The 26,959-nt window shown below is 50.8% G+C and carries 24 protein-coding genes; 13 read left to right on the top strand and 11 right to left on the bottom strand.

Annotated elements, in window-relative coordinates:
- Positions 1 to 3: 3 nt before the first annotated feature.
- The 6 genes from RTW80_RS03325 to panC all read left to right on the top strand — a co-directional run bounded on the left by RTW80_RS03325 (position 4) and on the right by panC (position 4,698).
- Positions 4 to 561 (top strand): fimbrial protein, encoded by a 558-nt coding sequence (locus RTW80_RS03325; RefSeq protein ID WP_000821233.1) that lies wholly within the window; start codon positions 4 to 6, stop codon positions 559 to 561.
- Between the two features lie 14 nt (positions 562 to 575).
- On the top strand, positions 576 to 1,172 hold the full coding sequence (locus tag RTW80_RS03330; RefSeq protein WP_000767887.1) for a fimbrial protein: 597 nt from the start codon (positions 576 to 578) through the stop codon (positions 1,170 to 1,172).
- 20 nt (positions 1,173 to 1,192) lie between these two features.
- Complete coding sequence (locus RTW80_RS03335; protein WP_000898741.1) at positions 1,193 to 1,783, top strand: fimbrial-like protein; 591 nt, start codon at positions 1,193 to 1,195, stop codon at positions 1,781 to 1,783.
- A gap of 11 nt (positions 1,784 to 1,794) precedes the next feature.
- On the top strand, positions 1,795 to 2,907 hold the full coding sequence (locus RTW80_RS03340) for a fimbrial protein (protein WP_001161724.1): 1,113 nt from the start codon (positions 1,795 to 1,797) through the stop codon (positions 2,905 to 2,907).
- Positions 2,908 to 3,040: 133 nt separating this feature from the next.
- Positions 3,041 to 3,835, top strand: coding sequence for a 3-methyl-2-oxobutanoate hydroxymethyltransferase (panB, locus tag RTW80_RS03345; RefSeq protein WP_000805497.1), 795 nt, complete (start codon positions 3,041 to 3,043; stop codon positions 3,833 to 3,835).
- 11 nt (positions 3,836 to 3,846) lie between these two features.
- Positions 3,847 to 4,698, top strand: a complete 852-nt coding sequence (gene panC / locus RTW80_RS03350) for a pantoate--beta-alanine ligase (RefSeq protein ID WP_000905386.1) — start codon at positions 3,847 to 3,849, stop codon at positions 4,696 to 4,698.
- A gap of 73 nt (positions 4,699 to 4,771) precedes the next feature.
- Here panC and rpnC read toward each other — a convergent pair whose 3' ends face one another.
- Positions 4,772 to 5,674: a recombination-promoting nuclease RpnC gene (gene rpnC / locus RTW80_RS03355; RefSeq protein ID WP_000339954.1), complete on the bottom strand. Its 903-nt coding sequence runs from the start codon at positions 5,672 to 5,674 to the stop codon at positions 4,772 to 4,774.
- 273 nt (positions 5,675 to 5,947) lie between these two features.
- Here rpnC and panD point away from each other — a divergent pair, with 273 nt between their 5' ends.
- A complete protein-coding gene (gene panD, locus RTW80_RS03360) occupies positions 5,948 to 6,328 on the top strand; it encodes an aspartate 1-decarboxylase (protein ID WP_000621515.1) in 381 nt (126 codons plus the stop codon).
- Between the two features lie 3 nt (positions 6,329 to 6,331).
- Here panD and RTW80_RS03365 read toward each other — a convergent pair whose 3' ends face one another.
- The 4 genes from RTW80_RS03365 to RTW80_RS03380 all read right to left on the bottom strand — a co-directional run bounded on the left by RTW80_RS03365 (position 6,332) and on the right by RTW80_RS03380 (position 9,863).
- Entirely contained in the window at positions 6,332 to 7,561 is a 1,230-nt protein-coding gene (locus tag RTW80_RS03365; protein ID WP_032247704.1) for a polysaccharide deacetylase family protein, read from the bottom strand.
- A gap of 63 nt (positions 7,562 to 7,624) precedes the next feature.
- On the bottom strand, positions 7,625 to 8,065 hold the full coding sequence (locus RTW80_RS03370; protein ID WP_000901989.1) for a PTS sugar transporter subunit IIA: 441 nt from the start codon (positions 8,063 to 8,065) through the stop codon (positions 7,625 to 7,627).
- Positions 8,066 to 8,169: 104 nt separating this feature from the next.
- Positions 8,170 to 8,940 (bottom strand): ABC transporter permease, encoded by a 771-nt coding sequence (locus RTW80_RS03375; RefSeq protein WP_000972203.1) that lies wholly within the window; start codon positions 8,938 to 8,940, stop codon positions 8,170 to 8,172.
- Positions 8,937 to 9,863, bottom strand: coding sequence for an ABC transporter ATP-binding protein (locus RTW80_RS03380; RefSeq protein WP_000150637.1), 927 nt, complete (start codon positions 9,861 to 9,863; stop codon positions 8,937 to 8,939). The genes RTW80_RS03375 and RTW80_RS03380 overlap by 4 nt, the downstream gene beginning before the upstream one ends.
- Positions 9,864 to 9,971: 108 nt before the next feature.
- Here RTW80_RS03380 and can point away from each other — a divergent pair, with 108 nt between their 5' ends.
- Positions 9,972 to 10,634 (top strand): carbonate dehydratase, encoded by a 663-nt coding sequence (gene can, locus RTW80_RS03385; RefSeq protein WP_000651599.1) that lies wholly within the window; start codon positions 9,972 to 9,974, stop codon positions 10,632 to 10,634.
- Between the two features lie 40 nt (positions 10,635 to 10,674).
- Here can and hpt read toward each other — a convergent pair whose 3' ends face one another.
- Positions 10,675 to 11,211: a hypoxanthine phosphoribosyltransferase gene (gene hpt / locus RTW80_RS03390; protein WP_000683335.1), complete on the bottom strand. Its 537-nt coding sequence runs from the start codon at positions 11,209 to 11,211 to the stop codon at positions 10,675 to 10,677.
- Positions 11,212 to 11,416: 205 nt separating this feature from the next.
- Between hpt and gcd the strand changes: the two genes are divergently transcribed.
- Positions 11,417 to 13,807, top strand: coding sequence for a quinoprotein glucose dehydrogenase (gcd, locus tag RTW80_RS03395; protein ID WP_001297052.1), 2,391 nt, complete (start codon positions 11,417 to 11,419; stop codon positions 13,805 to 13,807).
- Between the two features lie 201 nt (positions 13,808 to 14,008).
- Here gcd and cueO read toward each other — a convergent pair whose 3' ends face one another.
- Positions 14,009 to 15,559 carry a multicopper oxidase CueO gene (gene cueO, locus RTW80_RS03405; protein WP_063119245.1) on the bottom strand — a complete coding sequence of 517 codons (1,551 nt, stop codon included), beginning with the start codon at positions 15,557 to 15,559 and terminating at the stop codon, positions 14,009 to 14,011.
- Between the two features lie 165 nt (positions 15,560 to 15,724).
- Between cueO and RTW80_RS03410 the strand changes: the two genes are divergently transcribed.
- From RTW80_RS03410 to speD, 3 genes are all read left to right on the top strand, one after another.
- Positions 15,725 to 16,072: a YacC family pilotin-like protein gene (locus tag RTW80_RS03410; protein WP_001295568.1), complete on the top strand. Its 348-nt coding sequence runs from the start codon at positions 15,725 to 15,727 to the stop codon at positions 16,070 to 16,072.
- 105 nt (positions 16,073 to 16,177) lie between these two features.
- Positions 16,178 to 17,044 carry a polyamine aminopropyltransferase gene (speE, locus tag RTW80_RS03415; protein WP_000818411.1) on the top strand — a complete coding sequence of 289 codons (867 nt, stop codon included), beginning with the start codon at positions 16,178 to 16,180 and terminating at the stop codon, positions 17,042 to 17,044.
- A 15-nt stretch (positions 17,045 to 17,059) separates the two neighbouring features.
- Positions 17,060 to 17,854: an adenosylmethionine decarboxylase gene (speD, locus tag RTW80_RS03420; RefSeq protein WP_000734287.1), complete on the top strand. Its 795-nt coding sequence runs from the start codon at positions 17,060 to 17,062 to the stop codon at positions 17,852 to 17,854.
- A gap of 36 nt (positions 17,855 to 17,890) precedes the next feature.
- Here speD and yacL read toward each other — a convergent pair whose 3' ends face one another.
- Positions 17,891 to 18,253, bottom strand: a complete 363-nt coding sequence (yacL, locus tag RTW80_RS03425) for a protein YacL (RefSeq protein ID WP_000384306.1) — start codon at positions 18,251 to 18,253, stop codon at positions 17,891 to 17,893.
- 174 nt (positions 18,254 to 18,427) lie between these two features.
- Complete coding sequence (acnB, locus tag RTW80_RS03430; RefSeq protein ID WP_001307570.1) at positions 18,428 to 21,025, bottom strand: bifunctional aconitate hydratase 2/2-methylisocitrate dehydratase; 2,598 nt, start codon at positions 21,023 to 21,025, stop codon at positions 18,428 to 18,430.
- 354 nt (positions 21,026 to 21,379) lie between these two features.
- Between acnB and RTW80_RS03435 the strand changes: the two genes are divergently transcribed.
- Entirely contained in the window at positions 21,380 to 23,233 is a 1,854-nt protein-coding gene (locus RTW80_RS03435; RefSeq protein ID WP_032247706.1) for a DUF3300 domain-containing protein, read from the top strand.
- A 70-nt stretch (positions 23,234 to 23,303) separates the two neighbouring features.
- Here RTW80_RS03435 and lpdA read toward each other — a convergent pair whose 3' ends face one another.
- The gene (lpdA, locus tag RTW80_RS03440) at positions 23,304 to 24,728 is read right to left on the bottom strand and encodes a dihydrolipoyl dehydrogenase (RefSeq protein WP_000102485.1); all 1,425 of its coding nucleotides are present in this window, start codon (positions 24,726 to 24,728) and stop codon (positions 23,304 to 23,306) included.
- A gap of 324 nt (positions 24,729 to 25,052) precedes the next feature.
- Entirely contained in the window at positions 25,053 to 26,945 is a 1,893-nt protein-coding gene (gene aceF / locus RTW80_RS03445; RefSeq protein ID WP_000963518.1) for a pyruvate dehydrogenase complex dihydrolipoyllysine-residue acetyltransferase, read from the bottom strand.
- Positions 26,946 to 26,959: the final 14 nt, after the last annotated feature.

Here is a 26,959-nt window from a genome sequence, read left to right on the forward strand (position 1 = left end):
TCTATGAAAAGGATCATAATAATATCTACGCTAGTTGGCCTTGGGTTACCCACAACTGGCTCAGCGACAAATATTAATGTCGATTTTACCGCACAATTGCTGGCGACTACTTGTACAATAACGATTAAAGAAGATGGAGGCCCCGCGGTTAATAATACGGGCGGTGATGATTATAGTATGACTATCCCAACGGTTGGGCTGGATAAAATTGCCAATGCTCATGCTGATGCTCAAGCCAATTTTCAATTGGTGGCCAAAGATTGTAGTGAGGGTTATTCGAAAATTATCACTAAACTTTCTGGAGCAACCATTTCCGGTAACTTGATTAAAAACGAAGCGACGGACACTCCTGTAGCAACCAATATTGGTATGGGCATCAAGCGCCGGGATGCAGCTGATGCTTCGTTTATTACGCCTAATAATAGTGCAAGTGTTGAGTGGACTACGGAAGATAAAACTAATGGAATGAAGTTAACCGTTGCCCTGCGCGAAACTACAGCAGGGACAGGAAATATCGGTAATTTCCGTGCGAAAGCCACCTTTAACTTCACCTACGAATGACAGGAACAGCGACCATGAAATTAAAAGCAATAGCAATACTGATTGTTACTGGTGGAATGATTAGCCATAGTGCCCTGGCAGGAACAACGTCTGCAACCTTAACGGTAGACAGCATTGTCACAATGGGTACTTGTACTGCTCAATTACTGGACTCCAATGATAAAGAAATCTCACAAGTTGCGATTGGTGACGTTTATATTTCTGAACTAAGAAATGAAACCAATAAAAAAGCCTTTAAAATCCGTTTTAGTGGTTGTGCCGGACTTCCGCAAAAAAAAGCACTGGTAAAATTAACTCCCAGAGGAATAGGTTGCGGTGGTTATAATGCTAACTCAGCCGGTTTTGCAAATGCAAAGAATGGTGCGGGCGCAGCAGGAAGAGTTGCAGTTGAAGTATGGACTACCAAAAATGCAGAAATTGAAGCTGGCAGTGAAATTTTTAATTGTTTTAGCCCCGCAGATAAAACGGTTAACCTTTCTTCCGTCACTGCGACGCAACATTTCGATTATGATTTAAGTGCTAAGATGGTTGTTGCTGAAGGCAGACAGTTGAGTGATGTCACACCGGGTGAGTTTCTTTCTCCAGCTACCTTTACAATCTCTTATCAGTAACAACAGATAAGGAAATTATAATGCTTTTCCAGGAACATAATTTCGCACTTTTTTTCGGGCTGGTAACAGCCCTCTGCTCTCCTGTTAGCCTGGCTAATAAAGATGTAGATCTTACTGCGAACATTGTGTCAAGCACATGTCAGATCGAAATAAATAATAATGGTGTAGTTGATCTCGGCACCGTGACACTGGACTATTTTTCTAACAATATAACCCCAGATACGGATTACGCTGGCGGTAAGAATTTTACTGTCAACGTCGTTTCTTGTGATAATTTGCAAACCACACAATCGCAGATTAAATTCGATTTTCAACCACAAACTGGATCTCTTGCCCAAGCAAATCAACAAGTTTTCAGTAACCAATACGAGTTACAATCTATCGGAGCTAAAAATGTTGGGGTTGTTATTTTTTCAGCACAGCCCCATGCACAAAAATTTAACGTTCGGGGGACGGACGGAGCATCAAAAGCCATTTATGCCTTACCCTCTAATCAAGTGGTTCCGTCAACGTGGACATTCTATGCCCGAATGCAAAAAGTCAATAACGCTCTTGCACCTGTTGCTGGCATTGTGAGAAGTCAGGTTATAGTTAACGTTTATTACGAATAATAAGGATTACTATGCAAGGGAAAGTCAAAAAAATTTTGCTTCATATATACAGTGCAGTGCTATTATTTTTGGCATCGTCATGGTATGTTTTTGCTGGCACGGGTTCTGAATGCTATATAGAAAGCAGTTCGGCCGGGAGTTATACCATTTTCATTAATACCCCTCCCTATAGTGTAGCGACACAGCAGGTCACTACTCCTTACGAAATATCTGATGCAGCCACAGATGTACCAATTGTACTTCGGGGTGATGGAATTGCATGTAAAGCCATACCAAATGGCGATGAGAGTATACATTTTCTTAATACCGCTGATGCCAATCTAATATCAACATATACTTCAGCACGAGGTTCTACATTATTAAAAACCACCGTTCCGGGTATTGCTTATACTGTTGAATTAATTTGTGATACCTGTCCTGAAGTAGTCGACTTACGCATTCCACCAGCTGGCGACGATAACTTCACCCCCAACTCCGATATCTGGTGGGTGTGGGGCGAAACAGATGAAAAATGGAAGTTACGTTTTCGCTTTTTCTATACTCCGGAGTTTAAACCTAAAAATGGTGTTACCAGTGGAACGTTATTACCGGGAAAAATTGCTTCCTGGTATATTGGTATCAACACCCAACCATGGATCAACTTTTACGTTGATGCAGATACATTTAAATTTACCGTGGATCAACCTACATGTAGTACCATTGCTCTGGATTCAACCAGCCAAAATATCAGCGGTAATAAAATAAACTTGGGAGACTATTATGTTTCCCAGGTTAAGCAGGAAATCACCCAAGTAGTTCCATTTACTATTCGGGGCGATTACTGTTACGCAAGCAAAATTACAGTGAAGTTGAAAGCCACAACTGAGGCACCAAATAAAAAATTAATTGGAAAATCATCCGGCTCAGCAACCGGTGTTGGTGTAAAAGTCTACTCAACTGCGAACAACAGTGAGGTTCAGCTAAACGCAGACAACAGCAACGAGATTATATTTAACTACGCTAACTGGTCAAACAACCTTCTTTATTTTCCGTTTACGGCGCAACTGGTTAAAGATGGAAGTAATGGCACAATTAGCCCTGGGGATTTTACCGGTAATGCGACATTCTCTTTTTCCTATGAATAAGTAAGTCTCACCCCAACTCAACGCACCAGATTCAAACTCTGGTGCGAAACTTTCTTCACACTAAAAACCATTGCCCCCCTGATTTCGACTGTTAGAATGCAATCAGATCTGACTTTAGCTATCAGGATACGTTATGAAACCAACCACCATCTCCTTACTGCAGAAGTACAAACAGGAAAAAAAACGTTTCGCGACCATCACCGCTTATGACTATAGCTTCGCCAAACTCTTTGCTGATGAAGGACTTAACGTCATGCTGGTAGGCGATTCGCTGGGCATGACGGTTCAGGGACACGACTCCACCCTGCCAGTTACCGTTGCCGATATCGCCTACCACACTGCCGCCGTACGTCGCGGCGCACCAAACTGCCTGCTGTTGGCTGACCTGCCGTTTATGGCGTATGCCACACCGGAACAAGCCTTTGAAAACGCCGCAACGGTTATGCGTGCCGGTGCCAACATGGTCAAAATTGAAGGCGGTGAGTGGCTGGTAGAAACCGTACAAATGCTGACCGAACGTGCCGTTCCTGTATGTGGTCACTTAGGTTTAACCCCACAGTCAGTGAATATTTTCGGTGGCTACAAAGTACAGGGGCGCGGCGATGAAGCGGGTGATCAACTGCTCAGCGATGCATTAGCCTTAGAAGCCGCTGGGGCACAGTTGCTGGTGCTGGAATGCGTGCCGGTTGAACTGGCAAAACGTATTACCGAAGCACTGGCGATCCCGGTTATTGGCATTGGAGCAGGCAACGTCACTGACGGGCAGATCCTCGTGATGCACGACGCCTTTGGTATTACCGGCGGTCACATTCCTAAATTCGCTAAAAATTTCCTCGCCGAAACGGGCGACATCCGCGCGGCTGTGCGGCAGTATATGGCTGAAGTGGAGTCCGGCGTTTATCCGGGCGAAGAACACAGTTTCCATTAAGGAGTCACGTTGTGTTAATTATCGAAACCCTGCCGCTGCTGCGTCAGCAAATTCGCCGCCTGCGTATGGAAGGCAAGCGCGTGGCGCTGGTGCCTACCATGGGTAACCTGCACGATGGCCATATGAAGCTGGTCGACGAAGCCAAAGCCCGCGCCGATGTGGTCGTCGTCAGTATTTTCGTTAACCCGATGCAGTTCGACCGCCCGGAAGATCTGGCTCGTTATCCACGCACCTTGCAGGAGGACTGCGAAAAGCTAAACAAACGTAAAGTGGATTTAGTTTTCGCCCCTTCGGTAAAAGAGATCTACCCGAACGGTACTGAAACCCACACTTACGTTGACGTTCCTGGCCTTTCGACCATGCTGGAAGGTGCCAGCCGTCCGGGACATTTTCGCGGCGTTTCGACTATTGTCAGCAAGCTGTTCAACCTGGTCCAGCCGGACATCGCCTGCTTCGGTGAAAAAGATTTTCAGCAACTGGCGCTGATCCGCAAAATGGTTGCTGATATGGGCTTTGATATTGAGATTGTCGGTGTGCCAATTATGCGCGCCAAAGACGGTCTGGCGCTGAGTTCCCGTAACGGTTATCTGACGGCGGAACAACGCAAAATTGCGCCCGGTCTGTACAAAGTTTTAAGTTCGATTGCCGACAAATTGCAGGTTGGCGAACGGGATCTCGATGAAATTATTACTATTGCCGGGCAAGAACTGAATGAAAAAGGCTTCCGCGCCGATGATATTCAGATTCGCGATGCCGACACGTTGCTGGAAGTTTCTGAAACCAGCAAACGGGCAGTAATTCTGGTAGCCGCCTGGCTTGGCGATGCTCGCCTGATCGACAACAAAATGGTCGAGCTGGCGTAATACTTAACTGGCGCTACGGCTGATGGCGCCAGTTATTAATTTACCCCACGTCATCTGTCATAACACAGGTAACTTAAATAAGGTTAATTACCTTATCAATCTCAGCAAGAGGTAAATTTGCCATCTCTGCAACGTCTTCCCGAGACATTCCTTTACTCAGAAGACGCTGGGCGAATTCCTGACTTACTTCCTGTCTTCCCTGCTGAATCCCCTTCTCAATCCCTTTCTCTTCAAACCACTGCGCCAGCGTCATCATAGACTCCCCTCCCGTTTCCCTGTCTCTCAACACACCGTAAAACAAATCCGCTTGTTCAGTATGACCGCGTTGCAGCATATAGTTTTGCATGGCAACTAACTGACTTCCGCTAGTGTACCCTTCGTCGATCAGCGTGACCAGTTGCTCAAGCAATAACATTAAGTCGCGCTGGCGAATATGTTTTTGCAGTAGTTCGAGAATCGCAATCCGCCGATGTTGCATGATTTCGTCATCCGGTGTGATGGTGATATCCACCAGCGGGAAAGGACTGTTATAGACGCGTCGCGCCAGCTCCGGCGAGTAAAACATATCAAACCAGCACATTGATAGCGGATAAGGTGTGGCCTCGCCCTGATAAAACAGTATCGGCACCACCAGCGGCAGCTTATCGTGGTCAGCCTCCAGATGCCGGTGCATGGCGGCTATAGAATAACGCATCATGCGAAAGGCCATTTTCTTATCCGGCTTGCTTTGGTGTTCAATCACAACATGCAGATAACCGGGATTGCCCTGCATTTGCACGGAATAGAGCACGTCCGTGCTGTGTCCTTTCAGGCTCTCTTCAATGAAACTCCCCGACTCTAAATGAAGCGTGTTGAGGTCACAAAGTTCGCGTAATTCCACTGGCAAATGTATCTCCAGAAAGTCGCGAGCCGTCTCCGCATGCATTAAAAATTGTTTAAATACCGCGTCATGCGGTGTGGTACTCGGTGCATCCATCTTCCCTGTCTTCCGTGTGGCTTTGCGTGAAGGCAGTATCCAGTCAAGGCGCGCTATCGTCAGCCACCTCTTTATTGTTTACCGAGCAGCGTTCAGAGAAATATCAATTCGTTACAGGCGATACATGGCACGCTTCGGCGCGGTACGCAAACTGCTGACGCAAATGCCGTCAGATGAGTAGACACTAAACAAAAATCGGGCAATACTGCGTGAGAATTTCCTCAAAGCAGGCATCGCCTGCTTCGTTAACGACAGGGTAGAAAGGTAGAAGTTATGATTCGCACGATGCTGCAGGGCAAACTCCACCGCGTGAAAGTGACTCATGCGGACCTGCACTATGAAGGTTCTTGCGCCATTGACCAGGATTTTCTTGACGCAGCCGGTATTCTCGAAAACGAAGCCATTGATATCTGGAATGTCACCAACGGCAAGCGTTTCTCCACTTATGCCATCGCGGCAGAACGCGGTTCGAGAATTATTTCTGTTAACGGTGCGGCGGCCCACTGCGCCAGTGTCGGCGATATTGTCATCATCGCCAGCTTCGTTACCATGCCAGATGAAGAAGCTCGCACCTGGCGACCCAACGTCGCCTATTTTGAAGGCGACAATGAAATGAAACGTACCGCGAAAGCGATTCCGGTACAGGTTGCTTGATTGTTATCCCTGCGGCTGGTTACTCACCAGCCGCGACATCGTCTCCAGCGAATCCGTTCTTAAGATATAAAGTCGTTTTAGTAACAACGGATTATCCCCCGGTTTTACTTTGCCTTTCATGGTTGTCACCGCCAGGTGAAATCCGGCATCGTTTGCTGCCTTCACGGCGTTGTCATTAAATCCGCCAAACGGATACGAAAGATACCAGACATGCGGATTAAATTGCGCCAGAGCGCGGCGTGAACGTGCAAAATCAAACAGAATATTGTGCTCACTACGGCTCAGTAATATGGGTCGGCGATAACCATCTACCCGATGCAAAAAATGGGTATGTGACTGGAAATCAAATACATCGCGAATTTCGTTAAGCTCAGAAACGCTCATAAATTGCAGCGATTTTGGGTTCCACTTCTGCGGGTGACGTTTGATGCGTGAGGTAACAATAAACGCCGTCGCCTTCATGCCATATTGTTTCAACACAGGATACGCATAGCGGCTCACCGACTTGAGGCCATCATCAAAGGTAATCACCACCGCTCGCGCAGGGAGATTGATCTTATTCTTCACGTAGCCTTCCAGCTGCACCATGCTCAGTGTCGCGTATCCCCTGTCACGCAGCCAGGCCATCTGGTTATTGAAAGCGCGTACCGATGTGGTCGTCGAAGTATGGCGAAAACGGGTGTTTTCTTCGTCGCGCAGAATATGGTGATAGGTTAGCACCGACAGGCCATTATCGGGTTGGGCATCCAGTGCGCTGATATAGGCCAGTCGATCGCCAATACGGATCTGATACCAGGTTTGATTTAACCTGTCTTTCAGTTTATGCAAAATCGGGTAGCGCAAATTGTCCGCCAGTACCCCAAATGGCGCACTTCCCGCACTCGGCGCGTTATAGACCGGCGTATCTTTCCAGGTAACTAAGTTCTGATTACTCAGCGGCTTGTTGAGGTCGCCCAAACCGTCTTCAACTTTTTGTCGCCCCTGAACCGGCTCGAGATGACCTTTATCGATAAAACCTTTGCCAAAGCCAAAATTAAATACGTAATAACTTGCGGCAGTGGGCTCCACGGCAATGATTTGTCCGGCCCGAATATTCCCCACGGTCACCATCTTGTCACCAATTTGCGCCCAGACCGCAGCATTTTCGATGGTTTGCATATAACGGGCAGGTAACGCGGCACTGACACTTGCAGTAAACAGCATCAGCAGGAGAATAACAGCTTGTTTATACATGAAAAAATAACCGAGGGTGAAACAACGCTTTTATTGTAGCAAAAGCGCCATCAGAATCGCGGGTTAATACTCATACAAATTATGTTTGAGGACGAAAGGCGGATTTTTTTGTTGTTGGTGCCAAAGACTACTCACCTCCGGCCCACCCAGTTCGACAATACGCTCGCGAAACTCTGAACTGGTCATGGTTTCACGGCAAGCCATCATCTGTTCAATTAACGGTAACGTGACACCAGAAATCACTTCGCAACGGGAGTGTTTGTGGCTTAATAATGAAGCCACGCGATACGGTGGCGCTCCGGCTATATCGGTTAAGAAGATGACACCCTCACCAGAGTCCGCTTCATGCAGAGCATCGCACATCATGCGGCTGAGCATATTAGAACTTAATCCGCGCCAGAAATTCACGGCCCGGCACTGAAGAAGCGCCCCATGTTTTTTCTCCAGCGCATCCAGTATCTCTTGCGCCCGGTCATCGTGACAGGTAATTACCCAACCTAACATCGCCTTCCTCCTTAGCCGAAAATCAGTCTACCCTGACCATTGTTGATAAAGGGTGATAGCCGTCAAAACTCCTCTCCCCTAAATCCAGAGGAGAGGAAATAGCCTTAGCTACGCAAACCACGTCCACGTTGGATCAGCGACCAACAGATCAAATAAAACGCCACAATAAAGACCACCAGTACGCCAAAGGTAGTGACCAGCGGAACATCATTGATACCGAGGAAGCCGTAGCGGAAACCACTGATCATATAAACGATTGGGTTCAGGTGCGACAGCCCTTGCCAGAACGGCGGCAACAAAGTCAGTGAGTAAAAGACCCCGCCCAAATACGTGAGTGGCGTTAACACAAAGGTTGGCACCAGGCTGATGTCATCGAACGTTTTGGCAAACACGCCGTTCAGCAAACCCGCAAGGGAGAACAACACCGCCGTAAGCACCAGCGTTAAAGCGACAAATACCCACGAATGCACCTGAAACGGCACAAAAAACAGTGAAATTGCCGTCACCAGAATGCCAACAAACAGACCACGCGCCACGCCACCGCCGACATATCCGGCAATAATGACGTGAGTCGGAACCGGCGCTACCAGCAGCTCTTCAATATTACGCTGGAACTTGGCACCAAAAAATGATGACGCGACGTTAGCGTAGGCGTTGGTGATCACCGACATCATGATCAGCCCCGGTACGATGAACTGCATGTAGCTGAAGCCATGCATATCGCCAATACGCGAACCAATCAGGTTACCGAAGATAATAAAGTAAAGGGTCATGGTGATGACTGGCGGCACCAGCGTCTGCACCCAGATACGCATAAAGCGATGGATCTCTTTCGCCCAGATGCTTTTTAGCGCCACCCAGTAAAGATGCATCATGCGCGATCTCCTTGTTTTTCATTAACCAGTGAAACAAACAGCTCTTCCAGACGGTTAGCTTTGTTACGCATACTTAATACCTGAATGCCCTGCTCACTTAACTGCGTAAATACGCTGTTGATCCCCTGCTCACGCAGCACTTCAACTTCCAGCGTCGCGGTATCGACCAGTCGATACTGATAGCCATCGAGCTTCGGTAACGGACTTTTCGGTGCGAGATCGAGAATAAAGGTTTCCGATTTCAGCTTCGCCAGCAGCGCCTTCATCGAGGTATTTTCCACCAGCTCACCATGTTGAATAATGCCGATATTGCGGCACAGCATTTCTGCTTCTTCCAGGTAGTGTGTGGTGAGAATGATGGTGGTGCCTTTGTCGTTTAAATCCTTCAAAAAGCCCCACATTGAGCGGCGAAGTTCAATATCCACGCCTGCGGTCGGTTCGTCGAGAATCAGTAGTTTAGGCTCATGCATTAACGCACGGGCAATCATTAAACGGCGCTTCATCCCGCCAGATAACATACGCGCACGTTCGTTGCGTTTTCCCCATAAATCGAGCTGCTTAAGATACTTTTCGCTGCGGATGTACGCTTCTTTGCGCTCCACACCGTAGTACCCTGCCTGATTAACCACAATTTGCTGCACGGTTTCAAACGGGTTGAAGTTAAATTCCTGCGGCACCAGTCCCAACTGACGTTTAGCGTTCACGACATCCTTCTCGAGATCGTAACCAAATACGCTGACCCGCCCGGAGGTTTTATTTACCAGAGAGCTGATAATACCGATAGTGGTCGATTTCCCGGCCCCGTTCGGCCCGAGAAGCGCATAAAAATCACCCGCTTCGACCTGCAAATCTATTCCACGAAGCGCCTGAACGCCGCCTGGATAGGTTTTTTTAAGCTGTTGAAGTTCCAGTGCAATGGTCATAAATTTTTACTTACCTTACGTTCTTACACTTTATCTGTGGTTTAAATCGTCCCGGAGTTGCCCTATATTAGCCAAACGTAATTATTTGGTTACAGGTCGTTAACCTCCATGAAAGACATAGATACACTCATCAGCAACAATGCACTATGGTCAAAAATGCTGGTGGAAGAGGATCCCGGATTTTTTGAGAAACTGGCACAAGCGCAAAAACCGCGCTTTCTATGGATTGGATGTTCCGACAGTCGCGTTCCTGCAGAACGTTTAACCGGTCTTGAGCCGGGCGAACTCTTTGTTCACCGTAATGTTGCTAACCTGGTCATTCACACCGACCTGAACTGCCTTTCCGTGGTTCAGTATGCAGTAGATGTACTCGAAGTTGAACACATTATTATCTGTGGCCACTACGGTTGCGGCGGCGTACAAGCCGCCGTTGAAAACCCGGAACTGGGGCTTATCAACAACTGGCTGCTGCATATCCGCGATATCTGGTTCAAACATAGCTCATTGCTCGGCGAAATGCCGCAAGAGCGCCGTCTGGATACCTTGTGTGAACTGAACGTCATGGAACAGGTTTATAACCTGGGCCACTCCACCATTATGCAATCAGCGTGGAAACGCGGGCAGAAAGTTACCATTCACGGCTGGGCCTATGGCATTCACGACGGCTTGCTGCGTGATCTGGATGTCACAGCGACTAACCGCGAAACCCTTGAGCAACGTTACCGTCACGGGATTTCCAACCTCAAGCTGAAACACGCCAACCACAAATAAAAATGCCATGCCGGATGCAACACATCCGGCAACTTCACACTTACTCGTCCAGCAGAATCACTTTGCCGATATACGGCAGATGACGGTAACGCTGTGCGTAATCAATGCCGTAACCCACCACAAACTCATCCGGGATCGAGAAACCAATAAATTCTACCGGGACGTTCACTTCACGACGGGACGGTTTATCCAGCAGCGTACAAATCGCCAGCGACTTCGGTTCGCGCAGGCTTAAGATCTCACGCACTTTCGACAGTGTATTCCCCGAGTCGATGATATCTTCAACAATCAGCACGTCCTTGCCACGGATATCTTCATCCAGATCTTTGAGGATTTTCACATCACGGGTGGTGGACATGCCGCTACCGTAGCTGGAGGCGGTCATAAAGTCGACTTCATGAGATACCTGAACTTCACGGCACAGGTCCGCCATAAACATAAATGAGCCACGCAGCAGACCAACCAGCACCATATCGCTGCCGCTGTCTTTGTAACGCTCAGTAATCTGACGACCCAGTTCGGCGATACGCGCTTTAATCTCCGCTTCGGGGATCATTACTTCTACAGTATGTTTCATATCTCTAACCATATGATTTAAAAACAAATCACTTCGCACGGGCAGGTTTTGGCACCGCAACAAAGCGCAAGACACGCAGTATACCAGTAAAACTATTCATTCGCGGAATCTGTTAATAAAGCTCGAATTGTGATGACGATCACACATGTTAAAACCTATAATTAATTGCTACTAAAATATTAATGAATTGAAATGGTGTCTCTTTATGGCAATTAACAATACAGGCTCGCGACGATTACTCGTCACGCTAACAGCCCTTTTTGCAGCGCTTTGCGGGCTGTATCTACTCATTGGCGGAGGCTGGCTGGTCGCGATTGGCGGCTCCTGGTACTACCCTATCGCTGGCCTTGTGATGCTCGGCGTCGCCTGGATGCTGTGGCGCAGTAAACGTGCCGCGCTTTGGCTATACGCCGCCCTGCTGCTCGGCACCATGATTTGGGGCGTCTGGGAAGTTGGTTTCGACTTCTGGGCGCTGACTCCGCGCAGCGATATTCTGGTCTTCTTCGGCATCTGGCTGATCCTGCCGTTTGTCTGGCGTCGCCTGGTCATTCCTGCCAGCGGCGCAGTTGCCGCACTGGTGGTGGCACTGCTGATTAGCGGTAGTATCCTGACCTGGGCCGGATTTAACGATCCGCAGGAAATCAACGGCACCTTAAGCGCCGATGCCACACCTGCGGAAGCTATCTCACCCGTTGCCGATCAGGACTGGCCTGCCTATGGTCGCAATCAGGAAGGTCAACGCTTTTCACCTCTGAAACAAATTAACGCCGATAACGTCCATAATCTGAAAGAAGCCTGGGTGTTCCGTACTGGCGATGTGAAGCAGCCGAACGATCCGGGCGAAATCACCAATGAAGTGACGCCGATTAAAGTGGGCGACACCCTTTACCTGTGTACCGCTCACCAGCGCCTGTTTGCGCTCGATGCCGCCAGCGGCAAAGAGAAATGGCATTACGATCCTGAGCTGAAAACTAACGAGTCTTTCCAGCACGTAACCTGCCGTGGCGTCTCTTATCATGAAGCCAAAGCAGAAACGGCTTCGCCGGAAGTGATGGCGGATTGCCCGCGTCGTATCATTCTTCCGGTCAATGATGGTCGACTGATTGCGATTAACGCTGAAAACGGCAAACTGTGCGAAACCTTCGCCAATAAAGGCGTGCTCAATCTGCAAAGCAATATGCCAGACACCAAACCGGGTCTGTATGAACCGACTTCGCCACCGATTATCACCGATAAAACCATCGTGATGGCAGGTTCAGTTACCGATAACTTCTCAACCCGCGAAACGTCTGGCGTGATCCGTGGTTTTGATGTCAACACCGGGGAGCTGCTGTGGGCTTTTGATCCCGGCGCGAAAGATCCGAACGCAATCCCGTCTGACGAACACACCTTTACCTTTAACTCGCCAAACTCGTGGGCACCAGCGGCCTATGACGCGAAGCTGGATCTGGTGTATCTGCCGATGGGCGTGACCACGCCGGATATCTGGGGCGGTAACCGCACACCGGAACAGGAACGTTATGCCAGCTCGATTCTGGCGCTGAATGCCACTACCGGGAAACTGGCGTGGAGCTACCAGACCGTTCACCACGACCTGTGGGATATGGATCTTCCGGCACAGCCGACGCTGGCGGACATCACCGTTAATGGTCAGAAAGTGCCAGTTATTTACGCTCCGGCGAAAACCGGCAACATTTTTGTGCTCGATCGTCGTAATGGCGAACTGGTGGTTCCGGCACCGGAAAAACCGGTTCCCCAAGGTGCTGCCAAAGGCGATTACGTTACCCCTACTCAACCATTCTCGGAACTGAGCTTCCGTCCGACGAAAGATTTGAGCGGTGCGGATATGTGGGGAGCCACCATGTTTGACCAACTGGTGTGCCGCGTGATGTTCCACCAGATGCGCTATGAAGGCATTTTCACCCCGCCATCTGAACAGGGTACGCTGGTCTTCCCGGGTAACCTGGGGATGTTCGAATGGGGCGGGATTTCCGTTGATCCAAATCGTGAAGTGGCGATTGCCAACCCAATGGCACTGCCGTTTGTTTCGAAACTGATCCCGCGTGGTCCTGGCAACCCGATGGAGCAGCCGAAAGATGCCAAAGGCACGGGTACGGAATCCGGCATTCAGCCACAGTACGGTGTACCTTATGGTGTCACGCTCAACCCGTTCCTCTCACCGTTTGGTCTGCCATGTAAACAGCCAGCATGGGGTTATATCTCGGCGCTGGATCTGAAAACCAATGAAGTGGTGTGGAAGAAACGTATTGGTACGCCGCAGGACAGTATGCCGTTCCCGATGCCTGTACCGGTGCCGTTCAATATGGGTATGCCGATGCTGGGCGGGCCAATCTCCACGGCGGGTAACGTGCTGTTTATCGCCGCTACGGCAGATAACTACCTGCGCGCTTACAACATGAGCAACGGTGAAAAACTGTGGCAGGGTCGTTTACCAGCGGGTGGTCAGGCTACGCCAATGACCTATGAAGTGAATGGTAAGCAGTATGTGGTGATCTCCGCAGGCGGTCACGGTTCATTTGGTACGAAGATGGGCGACTATATTGTGGCTTATGCGCTGCCGGATGATGTGAAGTAAGACTTGCTCAGATTGCTGACAACGTGCGCGTTGTTCATGCCGGATGCGGCGTGAACGCCTTATCCAGCCTACAAAATTGTGCAAAATCAATGGATTGCACAGCTAGCGTAGGCCTGATAAGCGTAGCGCATCAGGCAGATTTGCGTTTGTCATCAGTTTAATGCCCGGAGAGATCCGGGCATATTTCCGAATACGGTCTTTTTATACCGTAAACCCTAACATCATCCCCGTATCTTCATGCTCCAGCAGATGGCAGTGCGCCATATAAGCATGTTCTTTCGGTGCATCGTGATTAAACTTCACCAGCACTTCGCTGACATTACCTTCTACCTTAACGGTATCTTTCCAGCCCGCGCGATGAGCCGCTGGCGGTTTGCCATTTTCTGACAAGATACGGAACTGCGTGCCGTGGATATGGAACGGATGCAGCATCATGTCGCCCACGCCAGAGATAACCCAACGTTCGTATTGCCCTTTCGCCGCCGCAAACATCGGCTTGTTCATATCAAACGCCTGACCGTTGATTTTGTTGGCATGGTGGAAATCGAACTTACCGCCGTGGTTCATATGATTCATATTGCCGTGCCCCATATGGCCCATCATCTGTCTGTGATCCATCCCGGCCATCGCCTGATCGCCATATTTCTCCATTAGCATCTGCATCCCCATCATATCGAGCATCGGGTCCATAGAGAGTTGCAGCTTGCGTACCGTCAGCCCTTCCAGCGAAGGTAACGCAGGCAGGCTACTTAATGTGTCTGGCAAAGCACCGGAGGCACTAATAGCAATCGGCTGAATCCGCATTACCGGATGAGGCTTATCAAACGGCGCAATCGCCATCCCCATCTGGCTGACCGGCAGCGTCACCAGGTCAAAGGGTTTGTTATCGTTAACCTCCACCAGCACTTCAAAACGCTCGCCCATCAGCACCGGCAGTTCGCTCACCTTCACTGGTTCAGGTAGCAGACCACCGTCGCTGGCAATCACATACAGCGGGCGATTGTCGCTGGTGGCGAAATTGAGCGAACGGGCATTACAGCCATTGAGCAAACGCAGGCGCAGCCAACCACGCGGGGCAGCGTGTTGCGGGTAGATTGCACCGTTGGTCAGCAACGTATCGCCAAACCAGCCCACGGCGGCGGTCATCACATCCAGTTGATAATCAATCTGCCCGTCGGCGCTAAATTTCTTATCCTGAACGATCACCGGAACATCATCGATACCCCACTGTTTTGGCAGCATTAATTTCAGGATCTCGTCATCTTCAATCACCACCAGCCCAGCCAGCCCCATCGCCACCTGTCGCCCGGTTTTGCCGTGCTGATGCGGATGGAACCAGCAGGTAGCGGCAGGTTGATCAACGTTCAACGTCACCGAGCGCTTGCCACCTGGCGGAATAATTCCCTGCGGGCCGCCGTCGACTTCACCCGGTACTTCCAGCCCGTGCCAGTGCAACGTTGTCTCTTCCGTCAGTTGGTTGTAGATATCAACCGTTACCGCTTTGCCGCGCTGTAATTTCACCGCCGGCCCCAGCAGATTGCCGTTATAGCCCCAGGTAGTTGCAGTTTTCCCGCCAAAGGTGGACTGGCCTGCGCCAATAGTTAACTGAATGCGATTACGGGCATCGGTCGTGAGCAAATCAGGGATCGGTAACGTTGGGCGTTCCGCCGCAAAGACTGCGCGGCTCCACAGCGGCAAGGCTGAAGCCACACCCAGCGCGACGGAATATTTTAAGAAATCACGGCGTTGCATAGTTATTTCCTTATTCTTAAGCAGGCGAAACAAAATCAAACGTTGAGCATAGTCCTTCCCCTTACGGGAAGGTCAAGCCGCAGACACAATTTAATCGACAATAATGGTCGTCGCCTCGCTCGCAGTGTGCTAACGTTTATCTTCTTTAAGCCCCTGGTAGAAGCAATGAAGACGTTTTTCAGAACAGTGTTATTCGGCAGCCTGATGGCCGTCTGCGCAAACAGTTACGCGCTCAGCGAGTCTGAAGCCGAAGATATGGCCGATTTAACGGCAGTTTTTGTCTTTCTGAAGAACGATTGTGGTTACCAGAACTTACCTAACGGGCAAATTCGTCGCGCACTGGTCTTTTTCGCTCAGCAAAACCAGTGGGACCTCAGTAATTACGACACCTTCGACATGAAAGCCCTCGGTGAAGACAGCTACCGCGATCTCAGCGGCATTGGCATTCCCGTCGCTAAAAAGTGCAAAGCCCTGGCTCGCGATTCCTTAAGCCTGCTTGCCTACGTCAAATAATCCCTGATACCTTTTTGTAGAAATATTGACCGTGCATCCGCGGTCAATGTTAGCTATTATGTTGCGCCCTTTTTTTACGGGTGTTAACAAAGGAGGTATCAACCCATGGCCGAAAAAAAACAGTGGCATGAAACGCTACACGACCAGTTTGGGCAGTACTTTGCGGTAGATAACGTTCTGTATCATGAAAAGACCGATCACCAGGATCTGATCATTTTTGAGAACGCTGCATTTGGTCGCGTAATGGCGCTGGATGGCGTAGTACAAACCACCGAGCGCGACGAGTTTATCTATCATGAGATGATGACCCATGTTCCGCTACTGGCCCACGGTCACGCGAAACATGTGCTGATTATCGGCGGCGGCGACGGTGCCATGCTGCGTGAAGTAACCCGACATAAAAACGTTGAGTCAATCACGATGGTGGAAATCGATGCGGGTGTCGTATCGTTCTGCCGTCAGTATCTACCCAACCATAACGCCGGTAGCTACGACGATCCGCGCTTTAAGCTGGTGATCGACGATGGCGTCAATTTCGTTAATCAAACCAGCCAGACCTTTGATGTCATTATCTCCGACTGCACCGATCCTATCGGTCCCGGCGAAAGCCTTTTCACTTCGGCATTTTATGAAGGCTGCAAACGTTGCCTGAATCCTGGCGGTATCTTCGTCGCACAAAACGGCGTCTGCTTTTTACAGCAGGAAGAAGCCATCGACAGCCATCGCAAACTCAGCCATTACTTCAGCGACGTTGGCTTTTATCAGGCGGCGATCCCGACCTATTACGGCGGTATCATGACTTTTGCATGGGCGACAGATAACGACGCCTTACGCCATCTCTCAACCGAAATTATTCAGGCGCGTTTTCTCGCTTCTGGCCTGAAATGCCGTTATTACAATCCGGCAATCCATACGGCAGCTTTTGCCTTACCTCAGTATCTGCAAGACGCACTGGCTTCACAGCCGTCCTAAGGAGAAGATAAGAAATTGAAAAAACTGAAACTGCATGGCTTTAATAATCTGACCAAAAGTCTGAGTTTTTGTATTTACGATATCTGCTACGCCAAAACTGCCGAAGAGCGCGACGGTTATATTGCTTATATCGATGAACTCTATAATGCCAACCGTCTGACCGAAATCCTGTCAGAAACCTGTTCCATTATCGGGGCCAATATTCTTAACATCGCCCGCCAGGATTACGAACCACAGGGTGCCAGCGTCACTATTCTGGTGAGTGAAGAACCGGTTGACCCGAAACTCATCGACAAAACAGAACACCCCGGCCCACTGCCAGAAACGGTCGTTGCCCATCTCGATAAAAGTCATATTTGCGTACATACCTACCCGGAAAGTCATCCTGAAGGCGGTTTATGTACCTTCCGCGCCGATATTGAAGTCTCTACCTGCGGCGTGATTTCTCCGCTGAAGGCGCTGAATTACCTGATCCACCAGCTTGAGTCCGATATCGTAACCATTGATTATCGCGTGCGCGGTTTTACCCGCGACATTAACGGTATGAAGCACTTTATCGACCATGAGATTAATTCGATTCAGAACTTTATGTCTGACGATATGAAGGCGCTGTATGACATGGTGGATGTAAACGTCTATCAGGAAAATATCTTCCATACCAAGATGTTGCTTAAAGAGTTCGACCTTAAGCACTACATGTTCCACACCAAACCGGAAGATTTAACCGACAGCGAGCGCCAGGAAATTACCGCTGCGCTGTGGAAAGAAATGCGCGAGATTTATTACGGGCGCAATATGCCAGCTGTTTAACGGCTCTGGCGGAGCTCCAGGCTCCGCCAGATTTATTTACTTCTGCTGCACGAAATTGCGGTAAGCCGCCACGACCTGCAGAAAATCCTCAACGCCGCATAGCGACAGGCTTTCTTCGTCGTAGTAGTTCATCCCCTCTTCCATTTCATCGCCAGCGAATTCCAGTTGATTGGCGCGAACCATCACCTCTTCACCGTCCATCCACAGGGTGTATTCATGCCCTGCCCGTTGCCAGGACCGTTCGCTACCTTTCAGTGCGTGCGCTGCTTGTTCCACTTCATCAAGCAAGGCCAGGTTTTCTTTCACCTCTTCATTAAACCAGTGCCCGACCACTTCATGCCCCATGGACATACGCACCTTTACCACTCCGGTAATATCGCGCAGAAATTCGTAATCCATAGTGTGTTCCTCTGCTCCCGGCAATGCGCCGAAATCGCATTGCGCCATTGATGTAATTATCGCAGCCTTACCGGAGAAAAACAGCGGAACGGCGATGGTTTAGAAATAAAAAATGCCCGGGAATCTCATTCACCGGGCATTGTGTCGTTTATGCGCAGCGCGTGCGCTTACTTATTACACCGCAGTCTGGAAAATCACCCCATCGGCTTTTTCGGTGTACTGAGAAAGCTGGTTGAAGTTCAGATAACGATAAGTATCAACGGCAGTTTTATCTACTTGCGCAACGTAGGTCTGGTACTCTTCCGGCGTCGGCAGTTTGCCAATCAGCGCCGCAACAGCAGCCAGTTCCGCAGAAGCCAGGAAGACATTCGCGCCAGTACCCAGACGGTTCGGGAAATTACGGGTAGAGGTGGAAACCACCGTTGCACCGTCCGCCACACGCGCCTGGTTACCCATACACAGGGAACAGCCAGGGATCTCGATACGCGCACCACTCTTACCGAAGACGCTGTAGTAGCCTTCTTCGGTCAACTGTGCGGCGTCCATACGGGTTGGCGGTGCCACCCACAGGCGGGTCGGCAACTGACCTTTATGCGCATCCAGCAGTTTACCCGCAGCACGGAAGTGACCGATGTTGGTCATGCAGGAACCGATAAACACTTCGTCGATCTTCTCACCCTGTACCGCAGACAGCGGACGCGCGTCATCCGGGTCGTTCGGAGCACACAGGATTGGCTCTTTAATATCCGCCAGATCGATGTCGATCACTGCCGCGTATTCCGCATCTGCATCGGCTTCCAGCAGCTCAGGATTCGCCAGCCATTTTTCCATGCCCTGAATACGACGTTCCAGGGTACGACGATCGCCGTAACCTTCCGCGATCATCCACTTCAGCAGGACGATGTTAGAGTTCAGGTATTCGATGATCGGTTCTTTGTTCAGCTTGATGGTACAACCGGCAGCAGAACGCTCGGCGGACGCATCGGTCAGCTCAAAGGCCTGCTCAACTTTCAGATCCGGCAGACCTTCAATTTCGAGGATGCGGCCAGAGAAGATGTTTTTCTTGCCTTTCTTCTCAACGGTCAGCAGACCTTGTTTGATCGCATACAGCGGAATGGCGTGTACCAGATCGCGCAGGGTGATGCCCGGCTGCATTTTGCCTTTGAAGCGCACCAGAACGGATTCCGGCATATCCAGCGGCATTACGCCAGTTGCGGCAGCAAACGCCACCAGACCAGAACCCGCCGGGAAAGAGATACCGATCGGGAAACGGGTATGGGAGTCACCACCGGTACCGACGGTATCCGGCAGCAGCATACGGTTCAGCCAGGAGTGGATTACGCCGTCCCCCGGACGCAGCGACACACCGCCACGGTTCATAATGAAGTCCGGCAGCGTGTGGTGCGTGTTCACGTCAACTGGCTTCGGATACGCCGCGGTGTGGCAGAAAGACTGCATCACCAGGTCAGCCGAGAAGCCCAGGCACGCCAGGTCTTTCAGTTCATCACGGGTCATCGGGCCTGTGGTGTCCTGAGAGCCTACAGAAGTCATTTTCGGTTCACAGTACGCGCCCGGACGAATGCCTTTCACGCCACAGGCACGGCCTACCATTTTTTGCGCCAGCGAGAAGCCGCGATCGCTCTCAGCGACATCTTTCGCCTGACGGAACACATCACTGTGCGGCAGACCAAGTGCTTCACGCGCTTTGGTGGTCAGGCCACGCCCGATAATCAGCGGAATACGGCCGCCAGCACGCACTTCATCAATCAGCACGTCGGTTTTCAGTTCGAAGGTCGCCAGCAGTTCGCCTGTTTCGTGGTTACGCACTTCACCTTTGTACGGGTAAACGTCAATCACGTCGCCCATGTTCAGGTTAGAGACGTCGACTTCGATTGGCAGTGCACCCGCGTCTTCCATCGTGTTAAAGAAGATGGGTGCAATTTTACCGCCGAGGCACAAACCACCGCCGCGTTTGTTCGGCACATGTGGAATATCATCGCCCATAAACCACAGAACGGAGTTCGTGGCGGATTTACGCGATGAACCCGTACCCACAACGTCACCGACGTACGCCAGCGGGAAACCTTTCTGTTGCAGAGCTTCAATCTGTTTGATCGGGCCAACAACACCTGGCTGGTCTGGCTCAATACCTTCACGGGCGTTTTTCAGCATCGCCAGCGCGTGCAGTGGGATATCCGGGCGCGACCACGCATCCGGTGCCGGAGAAAGGTCATCGGTGTTGGTTTCGCCAGTGACTTTGAAGACGGTAACGGTCAGTTTTTCAGCCAGCGCCGGGCGATTCAGGAACCATTCGGCATCCGCCCAGGACTGCATTACCTGCTTCGCATATTCGTTGCCTGCTTTGGCTTTCTCTTCTACGTCATAGAAGTTATCGAACATCAGCAGTGTGTGAGAAAGTGCTTTGGCAGCGATCGGTGCCAGTTTGGCATCATCCAGAGCGTCGATCAGCGGATGAATGTTGTAACCACCCTGCATGGTACCCAGCAGTTCGATGGCTTTTTCCGGAGTCAGCAGAGGGGATTTGGCTTCGCCTTTAGCGATAGCAGCCAGGAAGCCTGCTTTGACATAGGCGGCTTCATCGACGCCAGGGGGAACACGGTTGGTTAATAGATCTAACAGGAATTCTTCTTCGCCCGCGGGCGGGTTTTTCAGCAGCTCTACAAGTGCGGCCATTTGGTTTGCATCCAGGGGTTTGGGCGCAATCCCCTCAGCGGCACGCTCAGCTACGTGCTTACGGTATTCTTCTAGCACGACGGTTCTCCTCGCTCTCATTGTCATAGTGCGGCAGGCGATTCTCTTCACGCTCCTGTGAGACAGCAGTTTGTAGGGTAAATGCCCAGTACCGCAACGGGCAGAATAGCAGGATTTTGACGACGTGTTAATCTGTTTACAAAAAAGCAACATAAAAAAGTGGCTGAATCGTTAAGGATGGTCTAGAGATTGTTTCCCTCCGTAAAAACTTCGTTAATTCGCATGGTGATAATCACCTTTCTCAACGAATCCCAAGATTAGTCAAAATTTAAACTACCGCCTCTTTATACTCGGATTCACAGCACCTGCGGGTGGCAGTTCGCCGACCATTGCGATTTCCTTGAGATCCGAATTATGAAAATGACTTTGCCATTTAAACCCCATGTGCTGGCGCTAATTTGCAGTGCCGGGCTTTGTGCCGCCTCTACCGGGCTATATATAAAAAGCCGCACAGTGGAAGCGCCTGTGGAACCGCAATCGACACAACTGGCTGTGTCTGACGCTGCCGCGGTTACGTTTCCTGCAACGGTTTCCGCACCTCCCGTAACACCCGCCGTCGTCAAATCCGCATTCAGCACTGCACAAATAGATCAATGGGTCGCGCCCGTCGCGCTGTATCCCGACGCCCTACTTTCGCAGGTGCTGATGGCATCAACCTATCCGACAAACGTTGCTCAAGCAGTGCAATGGTCGCACGATAATCCACTTAAACAAGGCGATGCTGCTATTCAGGCGGTATCTGACCAGCCGTGGGACGCCAGCGTTAAATCACTGGTGGCCTTTCCACAATTGATGGCATTGATGGGCGAAAACCCGCAATGGGTGCAAAACCTGGGCGATGCTTTTCTGGCCCAGCCGCAGGACGTGATGGACTCGGTACAGCGATTGCGGCAACTGGCGCAACAAACCGGCTCGCTGAAGTCATCAACCGAACAGAAAGTTATTACCACAACGAAGAAAGCTGTACCGGTAAAACAGACAGTCACGGCACCCGTCATACCATCCAATACCGTTTTAACTGCCAACCCCGTCATTACAGAGCCGGCAACAACCGTCATTTCCATTGAGCCCGCCAATCCTGATGTGGTCTATATTCCCAACTACAACCCAACCGTGGTTTACGGGAACTGGGCCAATACTGCGTATCCGCCGGTTTATCTGCCACCACCAGCCGGAGAACCGTTTGTTGACAGCTTTGTGCGCGGATTCGGCTATAGCATGGGCGTTGCTACCACGTACGCACTATTCAGCAGCATCGACTGGGATGACGACGATCATGACCATCATCATCATGACGATGATGATTATCATCACCACGATGGCGGTCATCGTGACAGTAATGGCTGGCAACACAACGGCGACAACATCAATATCGACGTCAACAATTTCAACCGTATCACCGGTGAGCATCTTACTGATAAGAATATGGCATGGCGGCACAATCCAAACTACCGTAATGGTGTGCCCTATCATGATCAGGATATGGCAAAGCGGTTTCATCAAACCGATGTCAACGGCGGAATGAGTGCCACGCAGCTACCTGCTCCAACACGCGACAGCCAGCGTCAGGCGGCAGCAAGTCAGTTTCAGCAACGAACACACGCCGCCCCCGTCATTACACAAGATACCCAACGTCAGGCAGCGGCACAGCGGTTTAATGAAGCTGAACACTATGGGAGCTATGACGACTTCCGCGACTTCAGCCGTCGCCAACCACTGACCCAGCAACAAAAGGACGCCGCTCGTCAGCGTTATCAGTCGGCCTCGCCTGAGCAGCGCCAGGCAGTCCGCGAGAAAATGCAGACTAACCCGCAGGTCCAGCAGCGAAGGGAGGCGGCGCGCCAGCGTATTCAGTCCGCCTCGCCTGAGCAGCGCCAGGCGGTTCGCGAGAAAATGCAGACTAACCCGCAGAAGCAGCAGCGAAGAGAGGCAGCGCGTGAGCGTATTCAGTCTGCAACTCCCGAACAGCGCCAGGTGTTTAAGGAAAAAGTACAGCAGCGCCCACTGAACCAACAGCAACGTGATAACGCCCGCCAGCGTATACAATCGGCATCACCTGAACAACGTCAGGTTTTTCGGGAGAAAGTTCAGGAGAGCCGCCCACAACGTCTAAACGACAGTAACCATACTGTCAGGCTGAATAACGAGCAACGGTCAGCAGTACGCGAACGTCTCTCTGAACGTGGAGCAAGAAGACTGGAAAGGTAAATTGCAGACGTAAAAAAAGCGGCGTGGTTAGCCGCTTTTTTAATTGCCGGATGTTCCGGCAAACGAAAAATTACTTCTTCTTCGCTTTCGGGTTCGGCAGGTCGGTAATGCTACCTTCGAACACTTCTGCCGCCAGGCCCACAGACTCGTGCAGAGTCGGGTGCGCGTGGATGGTCAGTGCGATGTCTTCAGCATCACAACCCATTTCGATTGCCAGGCCGATTTCACCCAGAAGCTCGCCGCCGTTGGTACCAACAATCGCACCACCGATCACACGGTGAGATTCTTTGTCGAAAATCAGCTTGGTCATACCGTCTGCGCAGTCGGAAGCGATAGCACGACCAGAAGCAGCCCACGGGAAGGTGGCGGTTTCATAGCTGATGCCTTTCTCTTTCGCTTCTTTCTCAGTCAGACCTACCCATGCAACTTCTGGTTCGGTATAGGCGATGGACGGGATAACTTTCGGATCGAAGTAGTGTTTCTTACCGGCGATAACTTCAGCGGCAACGTGACCTTCGTGAACACCTTTATGTGCCAGCATCGGCTGACCGACGATATCGCCGATAGCAAAGATGTGCGGTACGTTGGTACGCAGCTGTTTGTCAACGCGGATGAAACCACGGTCGTCAACTTCCACGCCAGCTTTGCCTGCGTCGAGGTTTTTACCGTTCGGCACACGACCAATCGCTACCAGCACGGCGTCGTAACGCTGCGGTTCAGCTGGTGCTTTTTTGCCTTCCATCGTCACATAAATACCGTCTTCTTTCGCTTCAACGGCGGTAACTTTGGTTTCCAGCATCAGGTTGAATTTCTTGCTGATACGCTTGGTGAAGACTTTAACGATGTCTTTGTCAGCTGCCGGGATAACCTGGTCGAACATTTCAACCACGTCAATCTGTGAACCCAGCGCGTGGTATACGGTGCCCATTTCCAGACCGATGATACCGCCACCCATTACCAGCAGGCGTTCTGGTACTTCTTTCAGTTCCAGCGCGTCAGTGGAGTCCCAGATACGCGGATCTTCATGCGGAATAAACGGCAGTTGGATCGGGCGAGAACCCGCTGCAATGATCGCATTGTCGAAGTTGATCACGGTTTTGCCGTTCTCACCTTCAACTTCCAGGGTGTTAGCCCCGGTGAATTTACCCAGACCGTTGACCACTTTGACTTTGCGGCCTTTCGCCATACCAGCCAGACCACCGGTCAGCTGATTGATCACTTTCTCTTTCCAGGTACGAATCTTGTCAATATCGGTTTTCGGTTCGCCGAAGACGATACCGTGTTCAGCCAGCGCTTTGGCTTCTTCGATAACTTTTGCTACGTGCAGCAGTGCTTTAGAAGGGATACAGCCGACGTTCAGGCAAACACCGCCAAGGGTGTTGTAACGTTCTACGATTACGGTTTCCAGACCTAAATCAGCGCAACGGAAGGCAGCGGAGTAACCTGCGGGGCCTGCCCCAAGTACCACGACCTGAGTTTTGATTTCAGTACTCATCATGACCTCTATATATTTATCTCCGGCGGTCATACCCGTCGTCTTTCAGGCCGCAGCGGCGTTAGCTTCACGCCCTCACCCCAGTCACTTACTTATGTAAGCTCCTGGGGATTCTGGCGCTTGCTACCTTGCTGCACCCAGAAATCCATAGGGTATGTGAAGTAATACCCTAACCACCACCGGGTCGTTCTATCCGTCGGTATTTTACAAAATTGTTAACAATTTTTAAACAACAAACGGCAACCGATTTGTCTATTCGCTAATAACCTCAATACATTCATGAGATTACCAGAAAAAAGCCGGCCGTTGGGCCGGCTCTTTTACTTACATCACCAGACGGCGAATGTCAGACAGCGTGTTGTTAATGATGGTAATGAAACGGGCACCATCAGCACCGTCGATCACGCGGTGGTCGAAGGAGAGAGAAATCGGCAGCATCAGACGCGGCACGAACTCTTTACCATTCCACACCGGCTCCATCGCGGACTTGGAAACGCCGAGGATAGCCACTTCCGGCGCGTTCACAATCGGCGCGAAGTGGGTAGTACCCAGGCCGCCGATGCTGGAGATGGTGAAGCAACCGCCCTGCATTTCGCCCGCAGTCAGCTTACCGTCACGCGCTTTCTTAGAAATAGTCATCAGCTCGCGAGACAGCTCGATGATGCCTTTCTTGTTGACGTCTTTGAATACCGGAACAACCAGACCGTTCGGGGTATCCACCGCCACACCGATGTTGATGTATTTCTTCAGGGTCAGACGCTGACCGTCTTCCGACAGCGAACTATTGAAGCGAGGCATCTGCTCAAGAGCTGCAGCAACGGCTTTCATGATGAAGACAACCGGGGTGATCTTCACATCCAGCTTACGTTTCGCCGCTTCTTCGTTCTGCTGTTTACGGAACGCTTCCAACTCGGTGATATCGGTTTTGTCGAAGTGAGTAACATGCGGGATCATTACCCAGTTACGGCTCAGGTTCGCACCAGAGATTTTCTGGATGCGGCCCAGTTCCACTTCTTCGATTTCACCAAACTTGCTGAAGTCCACCTTCGGCCACGGCAGCATGCCAGGGATACCACCGCCAGTCGCTGCCGGAGCTGCTTCTGCACGTTTGATAGCTTCTTTCACGTAAGCCTGAACGTCTTCGCGCAGGATACGACCTTTACGGCCAGTGCCCTTCACTTTCGCAAGGTTAACACCAAACTCGCGTGCCAGACGGCGGATCAGCGGAGTCGCGTGAACATAAGCGTCGTTTTCAGCAAATTCAGATTTGCCTTCCGCTTTCGCAGCTGGTGCTGCTGCCGGGGCTTCAGCTTTTGCTGCCGGTGCCGGCGCTGCCGCTTCCTGTTTCGCAGGAGCTGCCGCAGGCGCTGCGCCTTCAACTTCGAAGATCATAATCAGCGAGCCAGTTTTCACTTTATCGCCAACGTTGACTTTCAGTTCCTTCACGACGCCTGCAAACGGCGCCGGAACTTCCATAGAAGCTTTGTCGCCTTCTACGGTGATCAGTGACTGTTCAGCGGCAACTTTGTCGCCCACTTTCACCATCACTTCAGTCACTTCAACTTCGTCACCGCCGATATCCGGAACGTTAACTTCTTTCACGCCAGCCGCTGGTGCAGGGGCCGCTGCCGGAGCTGCTTCCTGTTTAGCGGCCGGAGCTGCCGCGCCTGCTTCACCCGCGACTTCGAAGACCATAATCAGCGAGCCGGTAGACACTTTGTCACCCACGTTCACTTTGATCTCTTTCACAGTGCCAGCAAACGGAGCCGGAACTTCCATAGAAGCCTTGTCGCCTTCTACGGTGATCAGCGACTGTTCAGCTTCAACTTTATCGCCAACTTTCACCAAGATTTCGGTCACTTCAACTTCGTCGCTGCCGATATCCGGAACGTTAACGTCTTTTGCCGCCGCAGCCGCTGGTGCTGCTGCCGGAGCTGCTTCTTTCTTCTCTTCTGCCTGAGCAGGTGCAGCGTCTGCTGCACCGTCGGCGGAATCGAAAATCATAATCAGTGCGCCGGTCTGGGTTTTATCGCCAACAGAGACTTTGATCTCTTTAACGATACCCGCCTGCGGAGACGGAACTTCCATAGAGGCTTTGTCGCCTTCTACGGTGATCAGCGACTGTTCGGCTTCAACTTTGTCGCCCACTTTGACCAGGATCTCGGTGATTTCAACTTCATCAGCCCCGATGTCCGGTACTTTGATTTCGATAGCCATTATTCTTTTACCTC

This window comes from Escherichia sp. AM3, assembly GCF_032029835.1.
Classification (GTDB): domain Bacteria; phylum Pseudomonadota; class Gammaproteobacteria; order Enterobacterales; family Enterobacteriaceae; genus Escherichia; species Escherichia coli.

Coding starts and splice junctions, on each gene's coding strand:
- RTW80_RS03325 (WP_000821233.1), top strand. CDS start 4: ATGAAAAGGATCATAATAATATCTACGCTAGTTGGCCTTGGGTTACCC.
- RTW80_RS03330 (WP_000767887.1), top strand. CDS start 576: ATGAAATTAAAAGCAATAGCAATACTGATTGTTACTGGTGGAATGATT.
- RTW80_RS03335 (WP_000898741.1), top strand. CDS start 1,193: ATGCTTTTCCAGGAACATAATTTCGCACTTTTTTTCGGGCTGGTAACA.
- RTW80_RS03340 (WP_001161724.1), top strand. CDS start 1,795: ATGCAAGGGAAAGTCAAAAAAATTTTGCTTCATATATACAGTGCAGTG.
- panB (WP_000805497.1), top strand. CDS start 3,041: ATGAAACCAACCACCATCTCCTTACTGCAGAAGTACAAACAGGAAAAA.
- rpnC (WP_000339954.1), bottom strand. CDS start 5,674: ATGGATGCACCGAGTACCACACCGCATGACGCGGTATTTAAACAATTT.
- panD (WP_000621515.1), top strand. CDS start 5,948: ATGATTCGCACGATGCTGCAGGGCAAACTCCACCGCGTGAAAGTGACT.
- RTW80_RS03365 (WP_032247704.1), bottom strand. CDS start 7,561: ATGTATAAACAAGCTGTTATTCTCCTGCTGATGCTGTTTACTGCAAGT.
- RTW80_RS03370 (WP_000901989.1), bottom strand. CDS start 8,065: ATGTTAGGTTGGGTAATTACCTGTCACGATGACCGGGCGCAAGAGATA.
- RTW80_RS03375 (WP_000972203.1), bottom strand. CDS start 8,940: ATGATGCATCTTTACTGGGTGGCGCTAAAAAGCATCTGGGCGAAAGAG.
- RTW80_RS03380 (WP_000150637.1), bottom strand. CDS start 9,863: ATGACCATTGCACTGGAACTTCAACAGCTTAAAAAAACCTATCCAGGC.
- can (WP_000651599.1), top strand. CDS start 9,972: ATGAAAGACATAGATACACTCATCAGCAACAATGCACTATGGTCAAAA.
- hpt (WP_000683335.1), bottom strand. CDS start 11,211: ATGAAACATACTGTAGAAGTAATGATCCCCGAAGCGGAGATTAAAGCG.
- gcd (WP_001297052.1), top strand. CDS start 11,417: ATGGCAATTAACAATACAGGCTCGCGACGATTACTCGTCACGCTAACA.
- cueO (WP_063119245.1), bottom strand. CDS start 15,559: ATGCAACGCCGTGATTTCTTAAAATATTCCGTCGCGCTGGGTGTGGCT.
- RTW80_RS03410 (WP_001295568.1), top strand. CDS start 15,725: ATGAAGACGTTTTTCAGAACAGTGTTATTCGGCAGCCTGATGGCCGTC.
- speE (WP_000818411.1), top strand. CDS start 16,178: ATGGCCGAAAAAAAACAGTGGCATGAAACGCTACACGACCAGTTTGGG.
- yacL (WP_000384306.1), bottom strand. CDS start 18,253: ATGGATTACGAATTTCTGCGCGATATTACCGGAGTGGTAAAGGTGCGT.
- RTW80_RS03435 (WP_032247706.1), top strand. CDS start 21,380: ATGAAAATGACTTTGCCATTTAAACCCCATGTGCTGGCGCTAATTTGC.
- lpdA (WP_000102485.1), bottom strand. CDS start 24,728: ATGAGTACTGAAATCAAAACTCAGGTCGTGGTACTTGGGGCAGGCCCC.
- aceF (WP_000963518.1), bottom strand. CDS start 26,945: ATGGCTATCGAAATCAAAGTACCGGACATCGGGGCTGATGAAGTTGAA.